This is a genomic window from Gimesia panareensis (genome assembly GCF_007748155.1).
GTDB lineage: Bacteria > Planctomycetota > Planctomycetia > Planctomycetales > Planctomycetaceae > Gimesia > Gimesia panareensis.
Genome location: NZ_CP037421.1, coordinates 4873475 through 4899146 on the forward strand (window position 1 = coordinate 4873475; position 25672 = coordinate 4899146).

19 protein-coding genes are annotated in these 25672 nt (G+C 53.6%); 13 read left to right on the top strand and 6 right to left on the bottom strand.

Translation table 11 applies throughout. The annotated features are described in order from the left end of the window. Positions 1-60: 60 nt before the first annotated feature. Positions 61-981 (bottom strand): sugar phosphate isomerase/epimerase family protein, encoded by a 921-nt coding sequence (locus Enr10x_RS18060; RefSeq protein ID WP_145450903.1) that lies wholly within the window; start codon positions 979-981, stop codon positions 61-63. Positions 982-1729: 748 nt separating this feature from the next. Between Enr10x_RS18060 and Enr10x_RS18065 the strand changes: the two genes are divergently transcribed. Beyond that, positions 1730-2209: a hypothetical protein gene (locus tag Enr10x_RS18065; RefSeq protein ID WP_145450904.1), complete on the top strand. Its 480-nt coding sequence runs from the start codon at positions 1730-1732 to the stop codon at positions 2207-2209. 132 nt (positions 2210-2341) lie between these two features. Beyond that, the gene (locus tag Enr10x_RS18070) at positions 2342-2707 is read left to right on the top strand and encodes a DUF2200 domain-containing protein (protein WP_145450905.1); all 366 of its coding nucleotides are present in this window, start codon (positions 2342-2344) and stop codon (positions 2705-2707) included. A gap of 15 nt (positions 2708-2722) precedes the next feature. On the opposite strand, the gene Enr10x_RS18075 is transcribed toward Enr10x_RS18070, so the two are convergent. Then, the gene (locus Enr10x_RS18075; RefSeq protein ID WP_145450906.1) at positions 2723-3490 is read right to left on the bottom strand and encodes a carbonic anhydrase family protein; all 768 of its coding nucleotides are present in this window, start codon (positions 3488-3490) and stop codon (positions 2723-2725) included. Between the two features lie 200 nt (positions 3491-3690). On the opposite strand from Enr10x_RS18075, the gene Enr10x_RS18080 reads away from it, so the two are divergent. From Enr10x_RS18080 to Enr10x_RS18100, 5 genes are all read left to right on the top strand, one after another. Next, positions 3691-4917, top strand: coding sequence for a Tm-1-like ATP-binding domain-containing protein (locus tag Enr10x_RS18080; RefSeq protein WP_145450907.1), 1227 nt, complete (start codon positions 3691-3693; stop codon positions 4915-4917). Positions 4918-4937: 20 nt separating this feature from the next. Next, positions 4938-5774, top strand: coding sequence for a phosphoenolpyruvate hydrolase family protein (locus tag Enr10x_RS18085; protein WP_145450908.1), 837 nt, complete (start codon positions 4938-4940; stop codon positions 5772-5774). A 39-nt stretch (positions 5775-5813) separates the two neighbouring features. Continuing rightward, entirely contained in the window at positions 5814-6146 is a 333-nt protein-coding gene (locus Enr10x_RS18090; protein WP_145450909.1) for an EthD family reductase, read from the top strand. Between the two features lie 97 nt (positions 6147-6243). Continuing rightward, the gene (locus Enr10x_RS18095) at positions 6244-7812 is read left to right on the top strand and encodes a sulfatase family protein (protein WP_145450910.1); all 1569 of its coding nucleotides are present in this window, start codon (positions 6244-6246) and stop codon (positions 7810-7812) included. Between the two features lie 132 nt (positions 7813-7944). After that, entirely contained in the window at positions 7945-9816 is a 1872-nt protein-coding gene (locus Enr10x_RS18100) for a HEAT repeat domain-containing protein (RefSeq protein ID WP_197997269.1), read from the top strand. Positions 9817-9873: 57 nt separating this feature from the next. On the opposite strand, the gene Enr10x_RS18105 is transcribed toward Enr10x_RS18100, so the two are convergent. Continuing rightward, positions 9874-14241: a carboxypeptidase regulatory-like domain-containing protein gene (locus tag Enr10x_RS18105; RefSeq protein WP_145450912.1), complete on the bottom strand. Its 4368-nt coding sequence runs from the start codon at positions 14239-14241 to the stop codon at positions 9874-9876. A 30-nt stretch (positions 14242-14271) separates the two neighbouring features. Then, positions 14272-14676, bottom strand: coding sequence for a BlaI/MecI/CopY family transcriptional regulator (locus Enr10x_RS18110; protein ID WP_145450913.1), 405 nt, complete (start codon positions 14674-14676; stop codon positions 14272-14274). A 262-nt stretch (positions 14677-14938) separates the two neighbouring features. Here Enr10x_RS18110 and Enr10x_RS18115 point away from each other — a divergent pair, with 262 nt between their 5' ends. Together Enr10x_RS18115 and Enr10x_RS18120 are read left to right on the top strand one after the other, a co-directional pair. Further along, positions 14939-16465 carry a sulfatase family protein gene (locus tag Enr10x_RS18115; protein ID WP_145450914.1) on the top strand — a complete coding sequence of 509 codons (1527 nt, stop codon included), beginning with the start codon at positions 14939-14941 and terminating at the stop codon, positions 16463-16465. Then, positions 16428-16805, top strand: a complete 378-nt coding sequence (locus Enr10x_RS18120; RefSeq protein WP_145450915.1) for a hypothetical protein — start codon at positions 16428-16430, stop codon at positions 16803-16805. The genes Enr10x_RS18115 and Enr10x_RS18120 overlap by 38 nt, the downstream gene beginning before the upstream one ends. A 20-nt stretch (positions 16806-16825) precedes the next feature. Here Enr10x_RS18120 and Enr10x_RS18125 read toward each other — a convergent pair whose 3' ends face one another. Continuing rightward, the gene (locus Enr10x_RS18125; protein WP_197997270.1) at positions 16826-17902 is read right to left on the bottom strand and encodes an alpha/beta hydrolase fold domain-containing protein; all 1077 of its coding nucleotides are present in this window, start codon (positions 17900-17902) and stop codon (positions 16826-16828) included. 447 nt (positions 17903-18349) lie between these two features. Between Enr10x_RS18125 and Enr10x_RS18130 the strand changes: the two genes are divergently transcribed. From Enr10x_RS18130 to Enr10x_RS18140, 3 genes are read left to right on the top strand one after another with little or no spacing between them, the layout of a single operon-like run. Further along, positions 18350-18712, top strand: a complete 363-nt coding sequence (locus Enr10x_RS18130; protein WP_145450917.1) for a hypothetical protein — start codon at positions 18350-18352, stop codon at positions 18710-18712. After that, positions 18712-19857 (top strand): hypothetical protein, encoded by a 1146-nt coding sequence (locus Enr10x_RS18135; RefSeq protein ID WP_145450918.1) that lies wholly within the window; start codon positions 18712-18714, stop codon positions 19855-19857. The genes Enr10x_RS18130 and Enr10x_RS18135 overlap by 1 nt, the downstream gene beginning before the upstream one ends. A 59-nt stretch (positions 19858-19916) precedes the next feature. Next, on the top strand, positions 19917-20360 hold the full coding sequence (locus tag Enr10x_RS18140) for a GNAT family N-acetyltransferase (RefSeq protein WP_145450919.1): 444 nt from the start codon (positions 19917-19919) through the stop codon (positions 20358-20360). A 658-nt stretch (positions 20361-21018) separates the two neighbouring features. Here Enr10x_RS18140 and Enr10x_RS18145 read toward each other — a convergent pair. Beyond that, on the bottom strand, positions 21019-22389 hold the full coding sequence (locus Enr10x_RS18145) for an IS1380 family transposase (RefSeq protein WP_145104163.1): 1371 nt from the start codon (positions 22387-22389) through the stop codon (positions 21019-21021). Positions 22390-22740: 351 nt separating this feature from the next. Between Enr10x_RS18145 and Enr10x_RS30010 the strand changes: the two genes are divergently transcribed. Continuing rightward, positions 22741-25672, top strand: a 2932-nt coding sequence (locus Enr10x_RS30010; RefSeq protein WP_197997271.1) for an SUMF1/EgtB/PvdO family nonheme iron enzyme, incomplete at its 3' end; no start/stop codon positions are given.

A 25672-nucleotide genomic window follows, 5' to 3' on the forward strand; every position in this document is an offset into this window, starting at 1 on the left:
AATTTCAGGCACAATGCGGCACAGGTGGTCCTGCACCGCAAAGTGTCTGTACTGTCTGCATTAAGATTGACTCGTCAAACCAAACACGCGGTCCATGTTGGCCGAGATTTCTTTCAATCGCGTCAGATCGCCGCCACCGACTTCGGCTGCGGCCCAGCCGGCGTATTTGATTTCTGCCAGGGCCTTGCGGACATCGGCCCAGTCCAGGTCGCCTTCGCCGATCTTGGTGAATTTGCCCATTTCGCGTGAGAAGCCTTTCAGGTCCAACTTGATGATCCGTTTGTTGAGCTGACGGATCCAGTCGCCCATGCTGCCGTACTTCCAGTGGTTGCCGATATCGAACTGCATGCCGACCCAGGGGGAATCGAATTCGTCGATGTATTTCACGAACTTCTCGGCGGTCTGAGTGTGATCCCCTTCGTGATCGTAGCAGAACTGGTTCCAGACATTTTCGACGGCGATGGGAACGCCCAGTTCGGCCGCCAGCGGGATGGCCTGGGAGATATTGTCGATCGAGCGTTTCCAGATCTCTTCTTCAGGACCGTCACTCCCTTTACCCACCACCAGCAGAACGGTGTTTCCGCCGACCGCATGTGTCTGACGGAGTGCTTCTTTCAGGCTCTCTAGAGCTTTGGCACGCACTTTGGGATCGGGATCGGTGTGCCGCACATTCCAGTGACCGGCGTTGACCGAGCCGTCTACGGGCAGCCCCGTCGCTTTGATCGCGGCGTTGACTTCTTTGACGTCGATGCCCGGCGTATTCAATTCGATGCCGTCGAAACCGGCTTCTTTGGCAAGCGCGAACTTTTCTTCCAGCGAGTTGCCGGCCCGCACCATGCCGATCTTCAGAGTCTTGAACAGACGGCCCTTGAGATAGCCGTCCTGACTCTCTGCACCTTGCGCGAGTAACGGGTGAGAAGCAGCAGCGGCAGCGGCTAACAGGACAAACTGACGACGGGAAAGCAGATCAGTAGAAGGCATGACGGCTCCTTGATGTTGGGTCGTGTTGTATTCATTTTCAGTCAGAGGGCTGTTTTCAGATAATGTCTGTGTCCCTCGTCGGCAATATTGTAACATTCTTTACGAAAACTTGGCACTGAGAAAGTCTCTGCTTTTCATAGCAGAATACAAAATTCCTGAGTGACGAAACTGTCTGCTCAATCTCTGCTCGGAGGTTTGTGAAAAGTCGAAACCCGTAATCCGTTTTCTAGAATGCCAATTGACAATATACAAATACACGGGTAGCTTGAGTCAGAATCAATTTCATTCGATGAATATTGATCACTCACTAACCTGATGCAAACTCTAAAAATCGGACGAACAAAATCGGTAAATCAGACAACATTCCTAATCTGATTATCAGGCCAGTTCATCAAGGTCGAGGTGGGTACGTCGAACTTGGCAGGCGGAAATACCCCATCGAACTTGTGGATGGCGGGCACTTTTGTATTCATTTTCCTGCGCGCCATCGTCACTCGGAAATGCAAGAACATCTGAATGCCCTCAAAGAGTTTGCTGAATCACAAAATCCAGTCTGGTATGTTGAAAATAAATCCCGCAAGTATAAATAAATTTCAGCATTCTTCATGGCAACTTAAACATGTTCAACCAATATAATCTGGATCAATGATAATAATCTCATACGCCTGAACGGCGAATCCAGCGAAATATGAAATCAGCCTATATTGCTGTCACCGGGTCAAGTTCAACTCAATGAGACAAAAATAATATGAGTGAAATCGACAATATCTTCCACGAATTTGCTGCAGCCTTTGCTGGTGCTTTCAACAACGCGAATCCGATCTGCTTCCCTGACCAGCTAAATCGTGACGCTTTGGATTTGTCGCATGACAGCTTGAAATATGTCGACGAGTATCTGGCATATCTTCACCGGCACAAGAACGAACTGGGCGCCGAAGAATGGAACAGCACGATTCTCTATGGAGGAGCATACGTCGGTGAAGTCATTCGAAATGAAACAGACAACCATTACCGCTGGATCGACTATAATGACTATATGCCGGATCACCCTGACCTTCAGGCGTTGATTCCGGAGAGGTCAACCCCAACCTGTGCTTTCATCGTCGATGACAAAGGTAAAATGTCCATGCCACTCAACAAGATCGCACGCTTTATTGATGAAGGCGAAGAAAACAGCGTTCACTTTTTCGCTGCTTGTGACATCAAACACGCAAAAGACCCTCAATAATCAGTTGCGTGCGGAAACAAAGCTGGTCACTCATAAGTCAGTTGGAACTACAGAGAAATCGCATTCGCTGGAGAGACCTTTTCGTAAAGCGGATATAAAACTGAAATCCAAGTGATACAGGAACAGGGCCAGATGACCAGCAAATCCGACCACCATGAACGCATGGCGAACATGACGTTTGCTGCCGTATATCCACACTATGTTACAAAAGTGGAAAAGAAAGGACGGACCCGGGAAGAATTACATCAGGTGATCAGCTGGCTGACAGGATTCAACGAACAGGCGCTGGAGAAACACATCAGTGACAAAATTACGTTTAAGCATTTTTTTCAGAAAGCCAGATTAAATCCCAACGCTCACCTGATCACAGGCATGATTTGCGGCTATCGGGTGGAAGAGATTGAGAATCCACTCACGCAGCAGATCAGGTACCTCGACAAGCTGGTCGATGAACTCGCCAAAGGGAAGAAGATGGAAAAAATCCTGCGAACAGAATGATCAGTCACACTGCCGTTACTCTTCCAGCAGCGTCACCTCGCCGGTGTCCATATTATAAATACCGCCCACGATTTTGATGTCTCCCTGCAGCTCCATTTCCTTGAGGATGGGACTGTTGGTCCGGATGCGGTCGATCGTCGCCAGCACGTTCTGCTTGGTCACCATCTTGACGAACTCGGGATTCTGGCTTGTTTTGTCCCCTGCGTAATCTTTGAAGTGGTCAACCGCCGGTTTGATATTGGCCAGCATGGCGGTGATGTTCCCCAGTTCGACGCCGTCAATCGCTCCGCGAATCGCGCCACAACTTTCGTGCCCCAGCACAAACACGAGTTTCGATCCGGAGACCTTACAGGCAAATTCCATGCTGCCCAGGATATCCGTGTTTTCGAAGTTGCCTGCTACGCGAGCGACGAAAATGTCACCGATTCCGCGATCGAAGACATCTTCCACCGGGATGCGTGAATCTAGGCAGGAGAGAATGACCGCTTTGGGATACTGGCCCAGTGCCGCGTCGCGAACCTGCTTGGAATGATCGCGGGCAGTGAGTGTCCCGGCCACGAAACGCTGATTTCCCTCTTTGAGCAGTGTCAGCACCTGATCCGGCGTCAGTTCCGCCTGTTCTTCCTGAGTCAGCACCCGGTTCACCAGTGGTTTCACATCATCGACCGTGGATGAACCGCTGTCTGTAGCTGTGCTGGCAGCAGGCTGTTCCTGTGTGCAAGCGGTGAATAAAAACATCAGCAGACAACAGATCCACAGCGGGTTCAGACTCATTCTGATCATGGTGTAACTCCTTTTCGTCGGCAGCCGTGGTCGGCATTCTATTTTTATTTGAACTGCAGGATCTTAGCAGACTGTGGCAGGAATGAAAGAGAGGTTTACTGAATCTCACTCCCGGCTTGACAACGCAACCTCTGCGACCACACTATAAGTCACCAGACGAAGAATTAATAACAGATAGAACTGAATCAGAAAGCCCCTCCATGGAACCAACCGTCTACGCACTGGCGACGATGGACACCAAAGGTGAAGAACTCTGCTTTGTGGCGGACTGCATCCGTCGCACGGGAGTTAAAGTCATGCTGGTCGATGTGAGCACGGGCGGCGTATCAGAACGGGCGGACATCTCTGCCAGAACGATTGCCCACTCCCATCAAAGTGGCCCGGACCATGTACTGGGCCTGACTGACCGGGGTGAGGCGATCAGAGCGATATCAGAAGCACTGCTGCACTGGCTGCCTGCCGAAGTGAGTGCGGGCAACGTCTCCGGAATCATCGCACTGGGAGGCAGCGGAGGCACGGCTCTGATCGCCCCGGCGCTGCAGGCACTACCCGTGGGATTCCCCAAGCTGATTGTCTCGACCGTTGCCAGTGGGAATACGCAACCGTATGTCGGCATCAGCGATATCACCATGATGTACTCCGTGGTCGATGTCGCGGGCCTGAACTCCGTCTCGCGGCGGGTGCTGAGCAATGCCGCCCATGCCATCGCGGGAATGGTCAGACACAAATCTGAATTCTCCACAGACCGCCCTGCACTCGGCATGACGATGTTCGGGGTGACCACTCCCTGTGTGGACCTGGTCCGTGAAACCCTGGAGGCGCAGGGATTCGACCCGCTGGTTTTCCACGCGACCGGAACCGGTGGCCAGGCGATGGAGAAGCTCGTATCTGATGGACTGATTCAAGGCGTGCTGGATATCACCACGACCGAGGTCGCCGACGAACTTGTGGGAGGCATCATGCCTGGCGGACCAGATCGGTTTGACATCATGATCCAGCGAGGCATCCCTTATGTAATGAGTCTGGGGGCCCTGGACATGGTCAACTTCGGAGCCCGCGAAACCGTGCCGGAACGGTTTGCGGACCGACATTTCCACGTACACAACCCCCAGGTGACTCTCATGCGGACGACGGCGGAAGAAAACCGTCAGTTCGCCCGGTGGATCGCCAGGAAGGTCAATCGCTCAACAGCACCGGTGGAGATTCTGATTCCCGAATTGGGTATCTCGATGCTGGATCAACCGGGGGAGGCCTTTTATGATCCGGAAGCGGACCGGTGTCTGTTTGAGACACTGGAACAGGAAATTCAGCAGACCGCAGACCGGCGGGTGACGCGGCATGGCTGTCATATCAATGATCCCCTTTTTGCCGAGACGCTGGTCGCGGCTTTTGAACGCGTGAGCGGAAATCGCTTTCAACAGAGATAATAACGACAAGGAATATTGTAATGCCGGAATCCAGAACAGCCATCCTGCAGCGTCTGCGGGAGAAAGTGGCAGCGGGACTGCCCATCATCGGCGGAGGCGCGGGAACAGGCCTGAGCGCCAAGTGTGAAGAAGCGGGCGGCATCGATCTGATCGTGATTTACAACTCCGGTCGCTACCGGATGGCGGGGCGTGGCTCACTGGCCGGGCTGATGCCTTACGGGAACGCGAATGAGATCGTCAAAGAACTGGGACGGGAAGTCCTGCCTGTCGTCAACCAGACGCCCGTACTGGCCGGCGTGTGCGGGACCGATCCCTTTCTGCTCCGCGATCTGTTCCTCCAGGAACTGCAGGCGATGGGCTTTGCCGGCATTCAGAATTTCCCCACCGTGGGTCTGATTGACGGTCAGTTCCGGACCAACCTGGAAGAGACCGGCATGGGCTTTGACCTGGAGATTGAGTGTATCCGTGCCGCCCACGACCTGGATCTGCTCACGACGCCTTACGCTTTCGATGCAGAACAGGCACAACAGCTGACCGCCGCCGGGGCGGATATTGTAGTCGCGCACATGGGACTGACCAGTGGCGGCTCCATTGGTGCCACGACCGGCAAGACGCTGGACGATTCTGTCGAGTCGATCCGTACAATGGTCGACGCCGCCAAAAGCGAACGCGACGATGTGCTGCTGCTCTGTCATGGTGGCCCGATTGCGATGCCCGAGGATGCCCAGTATATCTTTGACCGCGTTTCCGGCATCGATGGTTTTTATGGTGCCAGTTCGATGGAACGGCTGCCAACCGAAGTCGCTCTGACTGCACAGGTCCGCCAGTTTGGGGATCTGCGTTTAGCGAACGCTTAAATACCTCACTTTTCAATTCACTGACCGAAGGATGCGAACATGTATCGTCTGACTGTAATGTATGGACACCCGGAAGACCCTGCCGAGTTTGATCGCTATTATCACGAGGTCCACATCCCCCTGGCAAAGCAGATTAAGGGGCTGACCGGCTGGACGATCGGCAAGTGCCTGTCTGCCGAGGCGGGCAGTCCGCCCCCCTATTATCTGATCGTCAGCCTGTATGCGGAATCAGCGGCTGCGATGCAGACGATTCTGGAAAGTCCCGAAGGCCAGGCGACGATCGCCGATGTCCCAAACTTTGCCACCGGCGGGGTGATGTTTATGTATGACGAGGAAGAGGTGCTGATTCCTGTGCAGTTGGGAACATCCTGAGATCGGCGCTCCCAGTCTCAGTTGCTTTCTCTCTGGAGTGCCCCGTATAGTAAAGAGATCTATCACCCTCAAATACCACTTGTGAAGGTCTCACCAGATGAAACTCGTATCGCTCCTGATCCGTTCCTCGTATCTGCTGCCGATCCTGCTCCTGAGTCTGTTGGTGCCAGTTGCGCACGCTGCAGACAAGCAGCCGAACATCGTCTATATTCTGGCGGACGATCTCGGTTATGGCGATGTGAGCTGTTACAACCCGGAATCGAAGATTGATACGCCGCACATCGATCGGCTGGCTGCGGAGGGGATGAAGTTCACCGACGCGCATACGCCGTCGGCCGTCTGTACGCCGACGCGGTATGGAATTCTGACCGGTCGCTACTGCTGGCGGACGCGGTTGAAATATCGCGTGCTCGACGGCTTTGATCCGCCGCTGATTGAACAGGATCAGGTCACCGTCCCGTCCCTGCTTAAGAATGCGGGTTACGATACCGCCTGTGTCGGGAAGTGGCACCTGGGCATGCAATGGACCGATAAAAACGGTGAGCCGGTCCCCGCGGTTCCCCTGGATCGCAGACAGCGTCCGCGGGTCGGCAACGACGTGGATTTCACCAAGCCCGTCATTGGGGGTCCGCTGGCGAGTGGCTTCGACTGGTATTTCGGCATTTCGGCTTCGCTGAACATGTCCCCCTTCTGTTTTATTGAAAATGATCGTCCCGTGATCCTGCCCACGATTCCCAGTGAGCGGATTTCGACCGAGTTCCTGTCGGTCGACCAGGGAATGCGATCACCCGATTTTACGATCCGCAGTGTGATGCCCACCCTGACGGGGGAAGCGGTCAAATACATCGAACAGCACGGGAAAGAGGCTCCTCAGAAAACCTTCTTTTTGTACTTCCCTCTGACCGCGCCGCATCTGCCGCTGGTGCCCAATGACGAATTCAAAGGCAAAAGTGCCGCGGGTGAGTATGGTGATTTCGTGCTCGAAGTCGATGCGACCGTGGGAGCAATCATGGACGCCCTGCAGCGTTCCGGCGTGGCCGAGAATACGCTGGTGATCTTCACCTCGGATAACGGCGGTCTCTATCACTGGTGGATCCCCCGGGAAACCGACGACCTCAAATACTATAAGCCCAACCACCGGGGCCAATACGTTAAAGACCGCGGGCACCAGGGGAACGCCCACCTCCGCGGTACGAAGGCCGACATCTGGGAAGGCGGCCATCGGGTCCCCTTCATCGTCCGCTGGCCCGGGCATACGCCTGCCGGGACATCGAATGACGAACTGGTCGAGCTGACCGACCTGCTGGCGACCTGTGCTGCCATTACCGATCAGAAGCTGCCGACCGGCGCGGGAGAGGACAGCGTCAATATTCTGCCGGCCCTGCTGGGCAAGGAGAGCACCAAACCGCTGCGGGATTACGCGATTCATCACTCACTGTGGGGGCATTTTTCAGTCCGACAGGGTCCGTGGAAAATGGCTCCCAAACGGGGCTCCGGCGGCTTCACCCGCGCCCGCGAAGTCGAACCCCAACCGGGAGAACCAACGGGGCAGCTCTACAATCTCGAACAGGATCCATCGGAAACAAAGAATGTCTGGAACGAGCATCCTGAAGTCGTCGCACGGCTCTCAAAGATCCTGAAGAAAGTTCAGGGGGATGACAAGTAACGAATTTCCTATTTTTCTGTTACGATGTCTCCCCTTCCAGTTACAATGGAATTCACAGATTTAGTTATCGAAGTGATTCGACTTCGACATTTCATCCGGACGTTAATCAGGTCAACTGACTGGAGGCACGTCATGAATTCCGTTATTGCGCCCCTCTGCTGTACTCTGTTTCTGCTGCCGTTCAACTGTGCTGCCGCGGATGATGCCACTTCCTTTCAGGGGAAATCCGTCGATGACTGGATTTATCTGCTGCGTAAGGGGAAGGACTCCCGGACGCAGGCGGAGGCAGCGGAAGCGCTGGGCTATATTGCCCGCAGCAGCAGAATGACTGAGGGTGGATTTTCGGATCTCCCGTATGATGTGCTGGAACCGCCTCAGCTGAAAAAAGAAGTCTATGCGAAAATAATCGCTGCGCTGGAGGAGGGCCTGCAAAACCCGGATGCCACCGTTTGTCGTGCTTCGGCTGTTGCGGTTTCCTGGATTGGTCCCCGGGCCAGACAAACCATTCCCCTGTTAATCCCATTACTCACCAGCGAGGGGCGTGACGTCCCTGAAAAGGCGATGCTCGCCCTGGGGCAAATGGGGCCTGCCGCCAAACAGGCCATTCCGCACCTCAAAAAAATTCTCATCGACTCTGATACGAAATCACAGGTCGATGCAGCGAGTGCACTACGTAGGATCAAAGCGAATCCCGAGATTTATATTCCCACCTTAATCGCACTCCTGGCAGATCAGGATATGGATCACTCTGCAAGCATCGAACTGTCTCATCTGGGTGATCCTGCGGTGCCTGCACTCCTGAGAGCCATGAAAGACAACAACGATAACCGCAGGATGTACGCAGCATATACCATGGCTAATCTGGCAGGCTGGAAAAAACTGACGAGAAATCAGGAAGAAGTCGTCACTGCTCTGATTGTACTTACGAAAGATAAGAATCCAGACGTCGTATACAAAGCAATTCAGGCACTGGGAAGCGTCGAAGCAGTTCCAGAAAAATCAATTCCGGTGCTTATCTCTTTTCTCGATCACAAAAAACCTGAGATTGCCCGCGAAGCCGCTCAGTCGATTGGCAATTTTGAAGCAGCAGGTCAACCGGCGCTCAACAGGCTGATCGATGAACTTCGACATCCCGACTCTGACGACTCCTGGTATTACTCGAATGTCGCTGGTTCCATCCGCAGGATCGGCCTGAACCGGGAAACGGCAGAGAAAATCAGCCAGCTTGACTTTCGTAAGATCCCTGATTGCAGCACTCTGTTATTGATCCCGCTATGTGAGTATCCGGATCTGGCATTGAACTTCCTGAAACAGAATCCCGCCGCCGTAGCCATCTGGCCCCAGGATTATGAAGCATTGAGGGATATCTTGCGGAATGAGAGTCCACCCTATCAGGGACTGCGGTCGTGGTTATATGAGAGTGATCAATTACCGCTGGCAATCATGGCACAAACAGCGGATTCCCGTTTTCTCCCCATTATCAGGAGTCGTATGAAAAATGCGGATGCCCATACGAAAACCCTGATGGCGGCTTGTGCCAGGGCGTGCGGGGCTCCCAGCGACCGGGTTGTCAAAATATCAGCAACCCGGCCGGGCGACTTCAAACCCGCATCAGCCTGGCCTGGATCAGATCCCCGTCGGCAGTCAAAAGAAATGAGAGGTCATGGTGATGGCAGTACGGAAGTCATTGTGACAGGACGCATCCTGGGCGAGGACGGGCAACCGGTAACGCAGCCGCATTTTTACCGGACCAATGATTCCTGGCTACTGGGACAGAAGAAAAAAGAGGAAGTCCCCCTCACTTACGACGAAAAGACCGGGCGATTTGTGTTTGTGACCGATGTCTTCGCTGCTTACGACGCCGGGAAAAATCAGCCGGAACCGGGACCATATCAAACCGGGAGCAGTATGGTGCAAATCGAAGCGCGTGGCTGCAAGCCGCTCAAGGTTCAGTTTTATGACGAAATGCCTGAGGTGGAAATCACCCTGCCCGATGCGGATTGATCCCTGCGAAAGTGAGTCTCGCCAGGACAGCCGTGTAAGGGTATTCCATTGAATGCATTACTGCTCGGTGGGTTTCAACAACAGGTTGAGTGTCAGGTCGTCCGGGTAATCTCCGGAGTCGTCCGAGGTGATCAGTTTCACTTTCCGATGCAGAGTCTGAAAGCCCGGGTAAGACGCGGTGAGGTCGTAAGTTCCCGGGTCTCCTACAAAATGCTGGCGTTCGTTCTGTTGAGAATGTCGAGAGATTGTGCCAGTACTGCTCTGCAGTTGAAGATGACAGCCGGGCAACGGGACTCCCTCCTGTGTGAAGACATTGATCACTCGGAAACCGGGTTTGGGAGCTGGCTTGTTGAGCTGTGCAAAAGTCAGATTCAGGGTTTTCTGTTCGTCCTGCTTGAGAGTGAACTGCAGCAGTTTTTTTGAATCGCGCAGGTCCTGCTGAGTCAGGAAGTAGTCACCCGCGGGAAGATGCCCGGCAACAAATCCTCCCTGTTTATCCGGGCTGATCCGGGTCAGCAACCGTTTGTCCTCGCTCCAGAGCTTGAGCCACATCATGTTTTCCGGTTTCATCAGTTCCTGGTCCAGCTTGAATTGAACAGTCGCCGTCCCCTGGGGAATCGAAAGAGTGAGCTTACCATTCAAATTGTCCGAAGTGACATTCACTTTCTGGTAAACAGTAGGATACCCGGAACGAGAGGCGATTAGTTCATATTCACCAGGTGTTACCTGGGTGAAGACCAATGGCGCACTGTTGCTGGTCCGTGGTGCCAGATTTCCGGCCTGCATTCCAGAGGTCCAGACGGGGTCGTACTCATTCAGACTTAATCGCATGTCATCCGGTGCCTCGGGCTGACAATTCACAGTCAGTTGACCGACCTGCGCATCGAGGATACCCAGCTTCTGATCATGAGAGGATAACTCAAACGATTTGACCGGCACCCAGCGATGACGCACATGGGGGACTTCATAATACAGGGTCCGCTGGCCAGGTCCCGCGCCGAAGAATTGGAAGTCCCCGTCGCTGTCGGTATTGGTATAGGCACGAAAGACACCAAAATTCGGGTTTTCACCGGCTAACAAAATGCGTGTATTCGCTAAAGGATTTCCGTTAACTTTCAGTCGGCCCGTCAATTTGGGTGGTCCCCCCAGGTTGAGTATGCTGGTTTTACCATTTTGAGGCAGAACGGCCTGACGTACGACGCCCAGGGAACTCCATTCCTCTTTCCTATTCACGTAACAGATCTGATTGGGAAGATGCGAAACCGAATACCGGCCTTCTTCATCAGTAATCACGGTGGCCAGCAATCCGGCTTCGCGGGCTGCCGTGCCGTTATAGCCAGACTGGTCCTGGAAGAAGAGAGGCACGTTTGGTTGCGGCTTTCCGTTTTCATCCGTGACGAGCCCCTGCACTGTCCCGCCTTGTGTGAGAGTCACCTTAACTTTCGGAATCGGACTGGCTGCCAGATCAATATCTTTCACAATCGCAAAGTCGTAATCCGGATGTGTGACCTTTAACCACTCCTCCCCTGGAGCCAGGTGTGGGATTGTGAATTTGCCGTCGACGGTTTTCACAGCACCATTCTCCGTTACGAATTTATGCAACGTGCCCGGCATAACGCCTCTGGACAGCGAAAGTGGAATCACCGTCGCACCATTGATGGGCTGCCCCTGTTCGTTTTTAACTGTCCCCGTCAGCGTGACACCCTTTGTCAGTTTGACCTGGATCGGTTTCCCCTGATTTTCTTCGGTATTGATCTCTTGACTGAGCATTTTTGCGAAACCATTCGCAGCGACTTCAACCCTGTACACTCCGGGTGAATTGACTTCGATCGTAAAATCACCTCCCTGATTGCTGACCTCCTGCCAGCGGGAACTCTGTACAAAATTGGGACCACGCAGCGTTCTGAGTTTGATTGCACGGACCCGGAATTTCTCAACTGTCAAAGAGGAATCTCCCTGAACTACTTCACCGCGCAGTTTTGGTTTTCCCTTGACCACCACATCCAGATTCAGGTCTTTCGAGGGGGCAACCACTTTGTAATCCTCTTTGAATTCCATTCCGGGAGACTGAATTCTCAAGGTGTATTTTCCCTTCTGGATGGGATCAATGCGAAACTCTGTTTGTCCGGGTCGGATATAGACTGATCCGTCACGCGTCAGATCACCGGAATTCGCATAGATCCAGAATCCACGTTCCGGCTGACCAGCGCCGTGAAAGTTGAGCTTACCGGAAAGAGAGACCAGGGAGGCCGGTGATGGATAGTCCAGCTTCAGCGAGAGTGGCTGTTCCTGGTTGATCAAGTTGGCCTTACCAAGGACCGTCTCGTTTCTGAACGTCGTGCCTCCAGCGGGAACTCCCACCGTCACATTGTAAACCCCTTCTGCTATGTGAGGTAAAATAAAATCTCCTTTGTCGGTAATTGGATAACCAGAAGGTGATCTGCCAAAGTTCCACCAGTCGGGCAGGGCATTGATCTTCCAGCCAACCGGAGGCTTTCCATCCGAGCAGAGAACATTGCCAATCACTCCCTCTCCCGCTCGTTGCACGATTTGATGTGTGACAATTTTCCCCGGGTCATCCAGTTGGATCACCAGCTTTCCAAAGGCGTAATCGGATGACGATGTACCAATCAGATACTTATCTCGGGAAGGTTTCAAGCCCAGTATCACCTGTCCCGACCGATCCGTAGTGACAGTATCGGAGCTGAAACCGCTCGTATCTGACAGAGATTTGCTGTAAACGCGGACTCCCGAAACAGGCTTGCCCTGTTCATCAACCGTTTCAATACGTAACTGGCAGGCACGTTCAAGTGTGATATTTTTCACCTGGTGTGCATTGACTGAGAGATCGACCCGAGGACATTCTGAAGAACGTTCGATGCCCACCCAGCGCTCTGACTTGATCATCATTCGATGCTCGCCCGGTTTGTAGATTTCTGAAAAATGGTAGTTCCCGTCCTGGTCCGTTCTGGTCTGCCGTAGACGTCCCCCATTCTTATGGAGCAGAGTAATTTGCGCATCGGTCACGGGAGCACCGGTAGGATCGGTCAGGCGCCCACTCAGGATGTATTTTGATGCGGAAGATGTTTTCTCTGGCGATTTCTGTTTGTCAGGGGGCGCCGGTTTGCTGGGTGTCTTTTTCCCGGGAGTCACTGTCTCAGGTTCCGCTTTTGCATTTTCAGAAACAGCTGAAGTCTCTGGCTTTGCCCCTTCGTCTGCAGCAGCGAGCCTCCGATCCAGCCGGGACATGGGGAGCAGGAGTGCGCCTGTCAGCAAGATCAGAGAGAAACTGGCCAGCCCCAGCCGGGCGGACCGGGGAATGGGGCGTGAGATAATCCGACGGATTCTCTGCGCCAGCGGCTTACGGGGTTCCAGGATTCCCAGCAGTTGCAGACTGGCTCTGTCGGGAATCGGTGTCAGCGAGGCAATATCCAACAGCGTCGCTGAATATTGAGCGGACTGGCCATTGAGTGTAACCAACACTGTTTCATCCACGGCCTGTTCCCGCAGACGCCTGAGCATTACATGTGCCAGCCAGACCAGCGGATTATAAAAGTACAGGATCAAGAGCAGGGTCTGCAGACAGTTCAACTGCAGATCGAAGCGTTTCCAGTGTGACAACTCGTGAATGAAGACCTGGCGAAACTGTACCGGGTTCAGTTTATCCAGCAGGTGCTCAGGCAAAATGATTGTCGGCTTCCAGAGCCCGCAGATGGCAGGACTCCCTGCTTCCATTGAGATTTTCAATTGCACAGCTCCCTGCTTCAGTCCCAGCAACCGGGCGCAGTCATTCATCTGAGTAGTGAGTTCTGCCGGTGCCAACTCTGCCTGTTGAGTGAGTCGCCGCACTCTTAAGGTACGCCGCACAACAAATGCAGAGAGAATCGTTACAACAACCAGCCAGCTGAGCAGCAGAATTGCGGGTGGCTGCAATTGGAGTGGAGGCACGGTTGCTGACTGTTGAACTTCCAGATTGGGTAGAGCCGGGACAGGACCATCGACAGGAGAACTCGCGGGGATGCTCACTGGCAACGGGCGGGGCTCGGGCATGGTCTCTGAAATAAAATGACGTCCAGCAGAAACAGAATCTGTCGGCAGGGCACCTGGGGACGACACTGTCACAGTTTCGGCTGTTGAGCCTGTAGACGCCGTTTCTACACTGGATGTAGCGGGAAGCCAGTCGGACAGCCAGGAGGCCGCACTGAGCGGAGAATAGAGGCTGACCGGGAGCATCAGTTTGAGCAGGACCAGTGACCAGAGCCAGTAACGGGTGACGGCCCGTACCCGGTGACGGAGCAAAAGATCGAGCAACAACAGTACTAAAACCAGCACACTAACCTGGAGGGTCATGAGTGAGTTGAAGTTCCAGAACATGTCGCCAAAGTGATTGAGTCGCTCGATAACATCGTTTCCGGATGCAGCCATATTCTGACTCCCTTAGTAAATTGATTCTGCTTACTCTGATTTCCGCCCCGCCTGTTTGATTAACTCCCGGAGCTGCTGAATCTCGTCCGGAGTCAGTTCTTCCTCCTCGACAAGGAACTGCAGCATCGGCGTTAAAGCACCGTTAAACGCGCGTCTTAACAGGCGTTTCAGTTCCCCCCGCTTCGCCTTATCCGGGCTGATAGCAGAGCTGAAAAGATTCAGATTGCGGATTGCCTTTCTGGTCAGCAGTCCCTTGGTCACCATCCGGTCCATGGTGGTCTTGACCGTACTGTAAGCCCAGCCGTGGGAATCCGCCAATGCTTCCTGTACGGTTCCCGCTGCACAGGGTTCCTGCTCCCAGACGACGTTCATGATGACCCATTCAACGTCGGTCATCGATGTAGCTGATTGTTCCGATTTTTGTTTTTTACCCATGAAGAGTCTCCCTGTACTACAATCGCCAACATTACACTACATTTGTAGTGACGTCAAGACTCTGTTTTCAGATTCATTAAAATCATGAAGCTTGTCGACGTAACAGCAACGAGCAATTGTTTCGATCACGGCCATGAGCCATGGTTTTTTCTGGTCCCCAGGAACGCTGGTGACTACAGTAGATAAAATCAGGAACTTCAACCTGATAAACTCTTTTCCGTCAACAGCCTACCAGGATTCGATTCAAACCAAAGGATAGAATATGCATCAGAGAAATAAACAATCGAGCTGGTTTGTCTGGTGTCTGCTGGTTGCCACATGCCTGATGCTGAGCCCCGCCGTCGTGGCGGGTCCTCCGAACATTCTGTTGATCGTTTCCGAGGACAATGGCCCTGAGCTGGGCTGCTACGGAGATCCGTATGCGCAGACGCCGCACCTGGATCAGCTGGCAGCGGAGGGGGTGCGATTTGAGCATGCGTTTGTGCCCTACTCCGTCTGTTCGCCTTCGCGGGCCTGTTTTCTGACCGGGCGGTATCCCCATCAGAACGGACAGATTGGCCTGGCGACACACAAATTCGCGATGTACCGCAAAGAGACTCCCAATTTTGTCACGCTGCTGAAACAGAAAGGTTACTACACGGGTCTGATCGGCAAGCTGCACGTCAATCCGGAATCGGCCTTTCCGTTTGACTACCGGGCGATCCCCGGTGCAAATTTTAACCGTCGCCAGCCGGTGACGGCTTACGCCGACAAAGCGAGTGAATTTTTTCAGCAGGCCAAAACGCGTCCCTGGTTTTTATCGGTCAACTTTCCCGATGCCCATCTGCCGTTCCTGAAACAGGTGCATGGCAGACCGGCTCAGCCCCTGTCTGCTGATGATGTGAAGCCGATGCCCTGGGTGGGTGTCGATACGCCCCGGGTGCGGGAACAGGTCGCCAACTATTACAACTGCCTGGCGCGACTGGACACTGGCGTGGGACTGCTGCTGGACGAACTGGAGAAAACGGGAACAGCTGTGAATACGCTGGTCATTTACATCGGCGATCACGGTGCCCAGTTCCCCCGCGGGAAAGGGAGCGTCTATGAAGGGGGCCTGCGTGTCCCGCTGATAGTCCGCTGGCCAGGTGTCGCGCAGCCGGGGCTGGTGCGCACGGAACTGGTTTCCACGGTAGACCTGTTACCTACCGCTCTGGCTGCAGCCGGAATGGAGGTTCCTCAGGATCTACCGGGGCGGGACCTGAAACCGCTGCTGACCGCAGGTTCTGTGAAAGACTGGCGCGAGTATATTTTCGGCTTCACCACCGGTTCCTTTCCGCGGAACTGCTATATTCAACATTCTCTCCGAGACAAGCGTTATAAATTGATCTCGAATCCTCGTCCGGGGACCAAAAATCTGATTGCCGGCAGTTACCTGGATGAATCGCATCCGCACTTTGTGATTTCCGGGGCGACCGCCGCTGACCAGAAAACAATCTCGCCCCAGGTGAAAGCGGCTTTCACCCGCTGGTCGACGCCGCCCCGGTACGAACTGTATGACCTGCAGCAGGATCCGTATGAATGGAACAACCTGGAAGACGATCCCGACTATGCTGAAACGAAGCAACGTCTGATTGACGCCCTGACAGCGCTCCAGCAACAGACGCGGGATCCCTTTCTCGATCAGGGAAACGTCGAGGCGTTCGTCAAAGAACAGTTGGCACATCGCGACATGAAATACAGCCAGCAGAAACAGTTCCGCTGGTCTTATCTCGATGCCTTTGCTGACTGGCGCGCTGCTCAACCGAACTGAAGTTCAATTAGCGCTGTCTATAAAAAAGGAGTCAAAGGAACCCCTGATGTTTAACTTCAACGCCCTGTTCTGTGTCATCGGCGGGCTGGCGGGACTGTTTATTACTCTTAAATTCAGTGATAGTCGAGTCCTGGTGCTGGCAGTGGCAATCGCATCTACCATGCTAATCGATCTCATCATGCGCCTTACGAATCATGAAGTCTCCGCGCCCCTGTTCGATCCCGAAGCAGGTGGTTACATCAAAATCCCAGGATTGGGAGAATTTAAATTCGTCCCCGTCTGGATTATCAGCATCAGTCTGCTGATCCTCGTCGGCCTGATGTACTTTGAAGTTGTTTGAAGAAACAGAGACTGTGTATTTCAGGGATCTGTTGAGCCCTGCTTCCCCACATGCTGCTGCAGAAACGCTTTCACTTTTTTTCTTGCCAGTTTTGATTCCGGAAGTTCGTAGTTGAAGACCTGGAAGATGTGCCACATGCCTTCGTAGAGATCGAGTTTGGCAGGAATGCCTGCCGTATCGATGGCCTGGTACTGGCGGATGGCGTTGCTTAGAAATATCTCTTTGGTCCCTGCCTGAATCAACGTTGGTGGAAAGCCTTTAGAGTAGTCGCCGTAGACAGGTGAGACATAGGGATGCTTCTGATCTTTGGGATCCGCATAGGCGTCTGCACAATGTTTGAGATTGTGCGGATAGTACAACAGCGGATCGGCCTGCTGGAGTGTCGTGTATGTATCGCCGGTTTCCGTGATATCAGCCCAGGGTGACCAGAGCACCACGGCAGCGGGCATGCCCAGCCCCTTGTCTCGCAGCTTGAGTACAGCGCCTGCCGCCAGGCCGCCCCCTGCGGATTCACCATACATTGCGATGTCATTCAGAGAGTGCCCTTCCTTGATCAAGGTCTGGACCACCGTCACGACCTGATCGGTGACTTCCTGCCATTTCCCTACCGGAGCCAGAGTGTAGTTGACCGAGATCACACGAAACCCGGTCTCGCCCGCCATGGGGACGGCACTCATCAGCCGGGAACGGGCGCTGTACATCGTGTAAGCGCCGCCGTGCGTGTAGACGAGCACCTGTTTGCTCTCTTTCCAGCCCTTAGGTTTGATGTCGAGTACAGGAACGCCCCCCAGCTTGCGCGGCGTGATTTCCGGCTGATATTTTTTGACGACTTCTGCATTGGCAGCCGCCCGTTTCTGTTCGATTTTTTCCTGCACTGCTTTCCACCCAGCCAGATCATCGGCAGCCGGGAGTGGTGCCGTGGCAGCAGCACGACTGAAGCCAGCAAGGGCTTTCTGTGCCTCGGGAGAAATCGTCGAGGGAATGGAAAAGTCCTGTGCCGCTACGGGAATCGCATTGATCCCCATTCCTAAGAAGAAACAGAGAACAAAAAGAGAGAAACAGGCACGTTGATAAAACAGGAAGTGCGTCTGCGGCATCGTGATCGCTCCAGGCAGGTATAGAGGGTCAATAAGCAGACCAGAGCTGAGACTCCGGTCTAGAAAGAGCGCACTAAACAACCAATGGTAAGTAGATTCGATTCTAACAGAGCTTGAGTCCGTTGCAACGATGCTCACCGGATTGCTGCACTGTACTTGCCATTGAGGGAATTGCAGCCCCAGCACCTCAATGGACTGGCCCAGAGTCATCGCCCATTCGGTCAAATCCGTTCATGCTGATGGTCCTGCAATGAGTTTCAGAAAAACCCTCATTTACACGACTCTTGTGAAAAATTTCTGGACACTTCGCCTCAAAACCGCTTCAATGTACACACGTGGACAAATTACGTAAAGCCGTTTCACTTCAGTCTCACTCACAAAGCCAGCAACCCATTTCAGATAACTGTCTATATATCTACTCCCGTTTCCCTGAAGGAGAACAGCTTGATGAACCGTCTGATTCGCTATTTTGATCTGTTATCAGAAGTCCGCCCCAAACAGGCAAAAGCCATGGCACAGGGCCCTCAACCAAAACGGCACTCGTTTCCTCAATGGCTGGCGCTGTTTGCAGGAATTCTACTCCAACCCGGCTTCGATCATTATCGCCAGCATCATACATGGGTCTTTCCCGAGTTCTCAGGCTGGATGTTGTTCTCACTGATTGTCTCTTTCATGATTTTCCCCAGTGTCTACAAGAACTCATTTGACCCCGAGAAACCACTTTTTATTCAACTCTGTCCCATCTTTGTCGGGGGGATGGGTTGGGAAGCACTTCTCAAAACCGCTGCCAAAGCAGTGGGAGGTGACTGATGCATTACAGCTTACGTGAGATCGCTTTTTCGATTGAAAAAGAATTACGAGACTTTCTGGCTCGAGTCAGTGAGCATATTCGTGGCGTCCAGCTCTACTTCGATGAATACTGGCTGGAAGCGTATATCCTGGAGATAGCACGACATTCTCCCTGGAAGTATATGCAGCCGCCCGGATTCGGTGTGGGTATGTTGTCCTATGCTGCCAAGTATCTGGGTTGGAAACCGGATCTGGATTATCTCCCTCCTCGATGGAATGACCATTGTCGGGCCCGCGGTTTCAGCGAAAACAGTCATCCGGTCATCATCCGGTTGATCCTGCGGGACCCGAATATGAATTTCAAACAACTGGATCTGGGTAATCAGTTTCAAAATTTCCCTCTAGTATATCAGTACCGTCCCCGTTGCGATGCGTATGCGAGTCAGCTGCTGCGCAGTGGAGAATGTATTGGTCAGGAAAATCCGGATACTGCAGGCACGCTGGGTGGATTTCTGGAAGATTCCAGCGGAAAACAGTTTCTGATTTCCTGTGCCCATGTTGTGCAGGGAGATGAAACCCGGGTCTATCGTCCTGGCCCGGCAGACAGCTCTCTGGGAGAACAGGTGGCAATTGTCCGATATTCCCGGCATCCGGAACCGACGCCTCAAGATAAAAACTGCAACAGTCGTTCCATGAGCAGTGGCAGCAATGTTGATCTTGCTTGTGCCGAGATTGATGATGGATATGTTTCCGCCGTCCATCCAAGAACAGGACCGATTACGGATATCAACGACATTGCAGACATTATTCAGGGAATGCCTGTTTCATTTATTGGTAAAACAACGGGATACCAGGATGCACAAGTCGGAGCAGTCTGTATCTGGTATGAAATTGAATTCAACAATGTCCCCCACTGCTTCAGTGATATCTTTGAAATCACTCACCCCAAACCCTACTACTTGAATACGAATCTGGCTCGCCCCGGCGATTCCGGTGCCTGGGTCGTATCGAACGAAAATCTCTGCACCAGTTGGAATGGTGTCTTAATCGGCGGCGACGGCGCCCAGGCATATGCCTGTTATGCTGAAAATGTAATGCATGAATTGAAAGAGTATTCCTCTGACCTGAGTCTGGGAAGCCGCCAGGGCGTGACCAGTAGTACTTGAGAAACAAATCCGTTTTAAGTTCCTGTTTTGGCAGGGGCTTTCCAAATGGAATACTTCCCATGCGCCCCAACCTGCAACCACTGGAAGATCCCGATCAGCTGAACCAGCTGGCGCTGGAAGCCCGCAGCCTGGGCCAACACATGGTCGAGCGGCTGCAGCAGGAGTGGTGGAACGGGAGCAACCGTTTTGATCAGGACGGTGAATTCGTTCTGATAGCGGTGCAGAATGAATGCATCGTTGGTGTCTGCGGTCTGAATCGGGATCCGTACTGCTCAGGCAATGATACCGGCCGTGTGCGACGGCTGTATGTGTCTGCTGCTGTTCGTCGCCAGGGTATCGGCCGCCTGCTGGTAAAAGCGATTCAACAACGTTGTCCGGGTGTATTCACCCAACTTCAGCTGCGAACGCATTCCCCGGAAGCGGATGCTTTTTACCGGGCACTGGGATTCAGGCCTGTGGACGGTGATCCAACTTGTACTCATGCGTGGCGGGTGCTGTCGTAGAGATTGAAAACGACTCTATTCTTAGACCTTTAAACGCCGGTTGCGAGACGGGCAGTTTGGTGCGGTTGAATTCTTCCGCCGAGGCTGGAAGGTTCAGGAACGTGATGCTGAGCAGACAGAAACAGAAGCGAAACCAGCTCATGGGATTAACTCCTCGGGCTCTTGCAGAAAGGGGATCATTGGCGGATGAATCAGTGAAGTCGTCATATCGAAGTAAAGACATACGTCAGTTGTTGAGACTTCACACTGAAACAAATCCCTGAGACAACATTTAAGAGAAGTGAGTCGTTGCCTCTGAATTCCATGTTAACCAGTGCGTGTTCAGCAGTGCAAATGAAATTTCTGTGTATAGCTTTCATTCAACGAGTTCTTCAACAGAAATCTTAAACGGGCCACATTCGGTCTATTTAAAGAGATTATTGTGTCAAAATGTCTTTTAACCGAGATTTCCCATATGGATCAGCCTGAAACCACTCCAGGCATGGACTTTCTTTGATTGTAACCACTGCGGTCCCCCGTGTCTAAAACAAAGTGATTTTTCGCCACTTTTGTTGTGCCTCTGTTGTTGAGATCCGGAAATTGCTGCCCGAGCGAATCATTTTTCAGTAGTCAACACGGTTTCTGCGCAGACTTTCTCTGTGAGGAACCCCGTTTTTCGCTATTTGATATACTTCCGCTTCACGTCATGCGTGACCGGCGGCGGAATTGCCAGTCGTGCAATCCGATCAAGAATTGCGGCGAACAATCTCCGTGGCACAGCCACTTCGGCCAGTTGAAAGAATACGTACTTGGCATGCCGGGTTACCTTGGCCCCAACCTTGACCAGCTTCTCCCGCAGCGTCGTCAGCGACCAGTTCTGTATAGGCTTGGGCAAGGCCAGCCGCCGCAGGAAATTGCCGAGGTTATAAGCTAAGGCGAACAGTTGCAACCGAGCTTGGTTGTCTTTGAACGTCCGGCAGGAGAGCTTCGTCCATCTGACGGCGTTCTTGCCTTCCTTGATCCACTGCTCGGCGGTGCCCCGACCGTTGTAGAACTTCACGACGTTCTTCGAGTGCTGGTTCAAGTTGGTCACGATGAATCCAACACGCGGGAACAGTTCGCCTGCGTGCCACTCAACTTTGGCCACCACGCGACGCGATCGCTGCCATGATTTTGCTTGATATTGGAAGCTGTGATAACAGACCTTGGGCTTGTGGGAAGGCCGTCCGACCGGACGGGTGAGCAAATGCGAGATTTCCCGCTCCAATACGGCGTTGGCTTTGAGGCGAATGGCGTAACGATAGTCTGCTTTCTCCAGCACACGATACAGCGCTGGAATGGCGAACGCCGCATCGCCGCGGAAGAACTTCGGAATGTCCAAATGCCGATACCGTTCGATCACCGGCAGTAGCACCTTCCGCCAGTATTTCGCGCTGGCCTTGTTGCCACGCCGCAGCATCGCGTACTCCAGATCACCATGCTGGTTGAACAGAAACAGCGGATGGTAACAGAGGCATGCAAAGTGGCCGTTGTAGGCCGCGCCCTGTTGCCGGCCGTAGGTCTCACTGACCGAGCTGTCCAGATCCAGGATGAGTTCTTTGAGCGGTCGCCGCCGGTGGAGGTTGTTGATCCAGCGTCCGGAGAGCTTCATCAGTGCCGTGAGATTGCGCTGCGTGCTGAGTATCTGCGTCTCGAAACGGCCCACCTCGCTGCTTGACGCCGCTTGTTTATCCGGCTGACTCGCCCTTCCGCCAACCACGTGGCGTAGCACCGGGTCCACACACAAGCGCTCAGCGTCATTGACATCTTCGTAGCCTGCCAGTCGGCTGTAGATCGACTGACGCAACAGCGGCACGAGTTGGTGCTGCTTGTTGCGGCCCGGGCGTGAATCGCTCAGCACATCTCCGCCCATTTCCGTCAGACCGAGCGCTGCATCCAGTTCCCGATAGGCCAGTAGTCCCGCATCGGTGGTGACCTGACTGCCGCAGAACTTCAGCTTCAATCGGCTGTCAAAACTGACCCGTAAATCCTGGTTTTGGCTGTCACCCATCAAGTTCCCCTGTCAGCATGGCATGAATTGGCAGAATAACCTTGTTTTGTAGGGGTGTGGCGCAAATTACGTGCCAAAGTGTAGGAAGTCATCTGGGAAATGCGGGTTAGATAAGTCTCACCAGGAGAATATCAGGAATCTGATCTTTCTCTGTAAGACTGCCTGGCACGGAAACCATGAATTCGCAAACAATTCTCTCCGCCGTCAATTCCTACTGGATTTCTGATCACACCTAATCTAGGATAGACCGAAGTCGGTCGACTTAAAGCCGGTGCCAAATTCTCCAGTACTGGCAGGCAATCATTTTTGACCTCTCTTCTCTGCGACTCGAAGAATCAGGAGGTGTTTCAGATGACGTTCCCCTCAGACAGTCATTTTTGCAATAGCGTTCTACAGAGATCAATCAGACTTTTCCTGACGCTGCTGCTGATCTGCAGCAGTTTTGCCTGCTCCGATCCCGGGAATGCGAATCCCCAGACCGCTGAGAATGTAACAGAGACGCCGGTCTCTCAGCCAGCTAAACCGGTTCCCGCTGAACCGGAATCAGCGTCAGAAACTCCCGTAGCGGAAGCACAGGAAACGGCACCCGAGACGCCCGAGCCCGTTGCTGATAAACCACAGCAGCCTGTGAATGAAACTCCTGCTCCGTCTGCTTCAGCCAGTGTCGCCGCTGTCGAACCTCAAATGCAGCCGGCTACCCCATTGAATGCCCCCTTTGATGAACAGACAGCGCACAAGGCACAAGCTGCGTGGGCTGCTTCACTGAATCGTGAGCCGCAGATCACCAACAGCCTGGGGATGCAGTTGACGCTGATTCCTCCCGGCGAATTTACAATGGGTTCTCCAACGACAGAAGCAGAACGTGATGATTTTGAAATCCCCCATCGGGTGAAACTGACCAGACCGTTCTATCTTGGCACCTTTGAAGTGACCCAGGCAGAATATCGAACGCTGATGGGAAATAATCCGAGCTGGTTCTCTGTCAGCGGTAAGGGAAAAGAGAAAGTGACCGGCAAAAACACAGACCGCTTTCCCGTTGAATTCACGAACTGGGATGACGCACAGAACTTCTGCCGGAAATTGTCCGCCCGCGAGGGAAAAACATATCGACTGCCTACCGAAGCGGAATGGGAATATGCCTGCCGGGCCGGCACGACGAGTCCGTTCCATTATGGCATCTTCGACAATGGTCAGGCCAGTAACACTCATGGCGGCGCTCCCTACGGGACCGATCAGAAGGGACCGGCGCTGGGTCGCACAACCGAAGTCGGTTCCTATGCCCCCAACGCGTTTGGCCTCCACGACATGCATGGTAACGTTTTTGAGTGGTGTGCCGACTGGTTTGTGCCCCAACTTTATCGACAGCGGGCAGGTAAAATCACCGTCGACCCCCTGATCTCAAAAAGAACCCCACCAGCGAAAACTCGCGTGTTGCGAGGCGGTTCGTGGAGCAAAGGGACAGGGATTCATGCACGTGCCGCACTCAGGCGGGGTAATCTGCCGGATTGGAAAGGACAGAACATCGGCTTCCGCGTGGTCCAGGAGATTTCGCCCGACACGAAGTCTGCGCCCATCGTGAAATCCGAACCGATGCCGTCCGCTGCAAAGGACAAAACCGTTGCTGCGATCGTCAAAGACCCCCGGGCGGGAGAACTGGTCTATATCCCGCCGGGCAGGTTTCTGATGGGCAGCCTGAAATCGGAACCAGGATCGTGGCCAATGGAACGGCCCCAACACCCGGTCGAAATCAAACAGGGATTTTATATCGGCAAGTACGAAGTCACGCACCCCGAATTCGTGAGGTTTGTCAAAGAGACCAAATACAAAACCGACACTGAAAAGAGTGAAAAAGGGGGCGGAGGCTACATGGCAGAGCAGCAGGGGATTGTGAACTGGAATCGCCGGTTTTCCTGGAAAGATCCCGGTTTCCCCCAATCGAGCCGCTCACCGGTGGTCAACATCTCCTGGAATGATGCAGTGGCCTACTGCGACTGGCTGACCAGGCAGGATGGTCGATACCGCTTCCGTCTTCCAACCGAAGAGGAATGGGAGTATTGTGCCCGGGCGGGCACGAAGTCCGCTTATGTCTGGGGCGACAAACAGGAGTCGATGGTGGGCAACGAAAATGCCTCCGATCAGTCTCTGTCAAAACGGTTGCGAGAGGGTACGTTTCATAAGAACCGGTGCGGCACATGGAATGACAATATTCCCTTTACCGCTCCTGTGGGAACCTTTAAACCCAATCCGTTCGGCCTGTATGACATGCTGGGAAATGTGAGCGAGTGGTGCAGCGACGTCTACCTGGATAACAGCTATCAGCTCCCCAAAGACCGCATTCCCACCACGGGTAAAAAACGGGTGCTGCGCGGCGGCGCGTTTGATTACCTCCCCATGGACTGCCGGGTCGCCCGGCGACTCGGTGACTGGGTAAATGAACCACGTTGTGACCGCGGCTTCCGGGTCGTTCGCGAACTGGCCCCTCAATCTGGTAAGACGGAACTGGCAGAAGCGCCGCAGCGCCCCTTGCCTGGCAAGTCTCCCGCCAAGTCTCCTGCTCCCCTTCCTGTCAATCCACCAGTGACCCCTCCGGTCGTTCCGCAAAATCCGCCTCAGACGTTTCAGAAAGAGGTCATCCAGTTTGGCCGACTGGCCACGCCGGAACCTGTCACCTCGTTTACCGTCTCTGAGGATAACCGCTACCTGATCTGTTCCCACCAGGGTGCCAACCAGGTTTCAATCTGGGATGCGTTGACCCTCAAACTGGTCAAGATCCTGAGCACCCCCTCCCCCCGTTCTGTCCTCAGTCGCGGCCCCCTGCTCATGGTGGCCAACGATGGTGAGGGAACGGTGAGTGTCTTCTCAAGTAAAGACCAATGGGCGCAGACGAATCAGCTGGACGTGGAAAGACCGCACATTGTCTATCTGAGCGCTCCCCACGGAAGGCATTTCCAGAATGAAATTCTGGTCACCTGTCACGGTGAAGGCGCTGAGGCTTCCTACAGAGACTGTCATGTTTATCATCTGGATCTCAAAAATGACAAAGACAGGCACCTGATGAAAGCCGCACTGGCCACCTGCAGTTTTGACGGTAAATATGTCATTACGCAGGGTTCATTCAACCTGAGCCCGGCCGGGGGGATTACCGCATTTGCCTGGGATGATCTCGTCTCCGATCGTCGTGCCCAAACGATTTTCCAGGGAGGCATCTCTCAAACTCCCTACGTCTACCAGGTCTATCCCGGCTCATTCTGGATTGGAAATAACGTCGTGTTTGGAGGAGTGC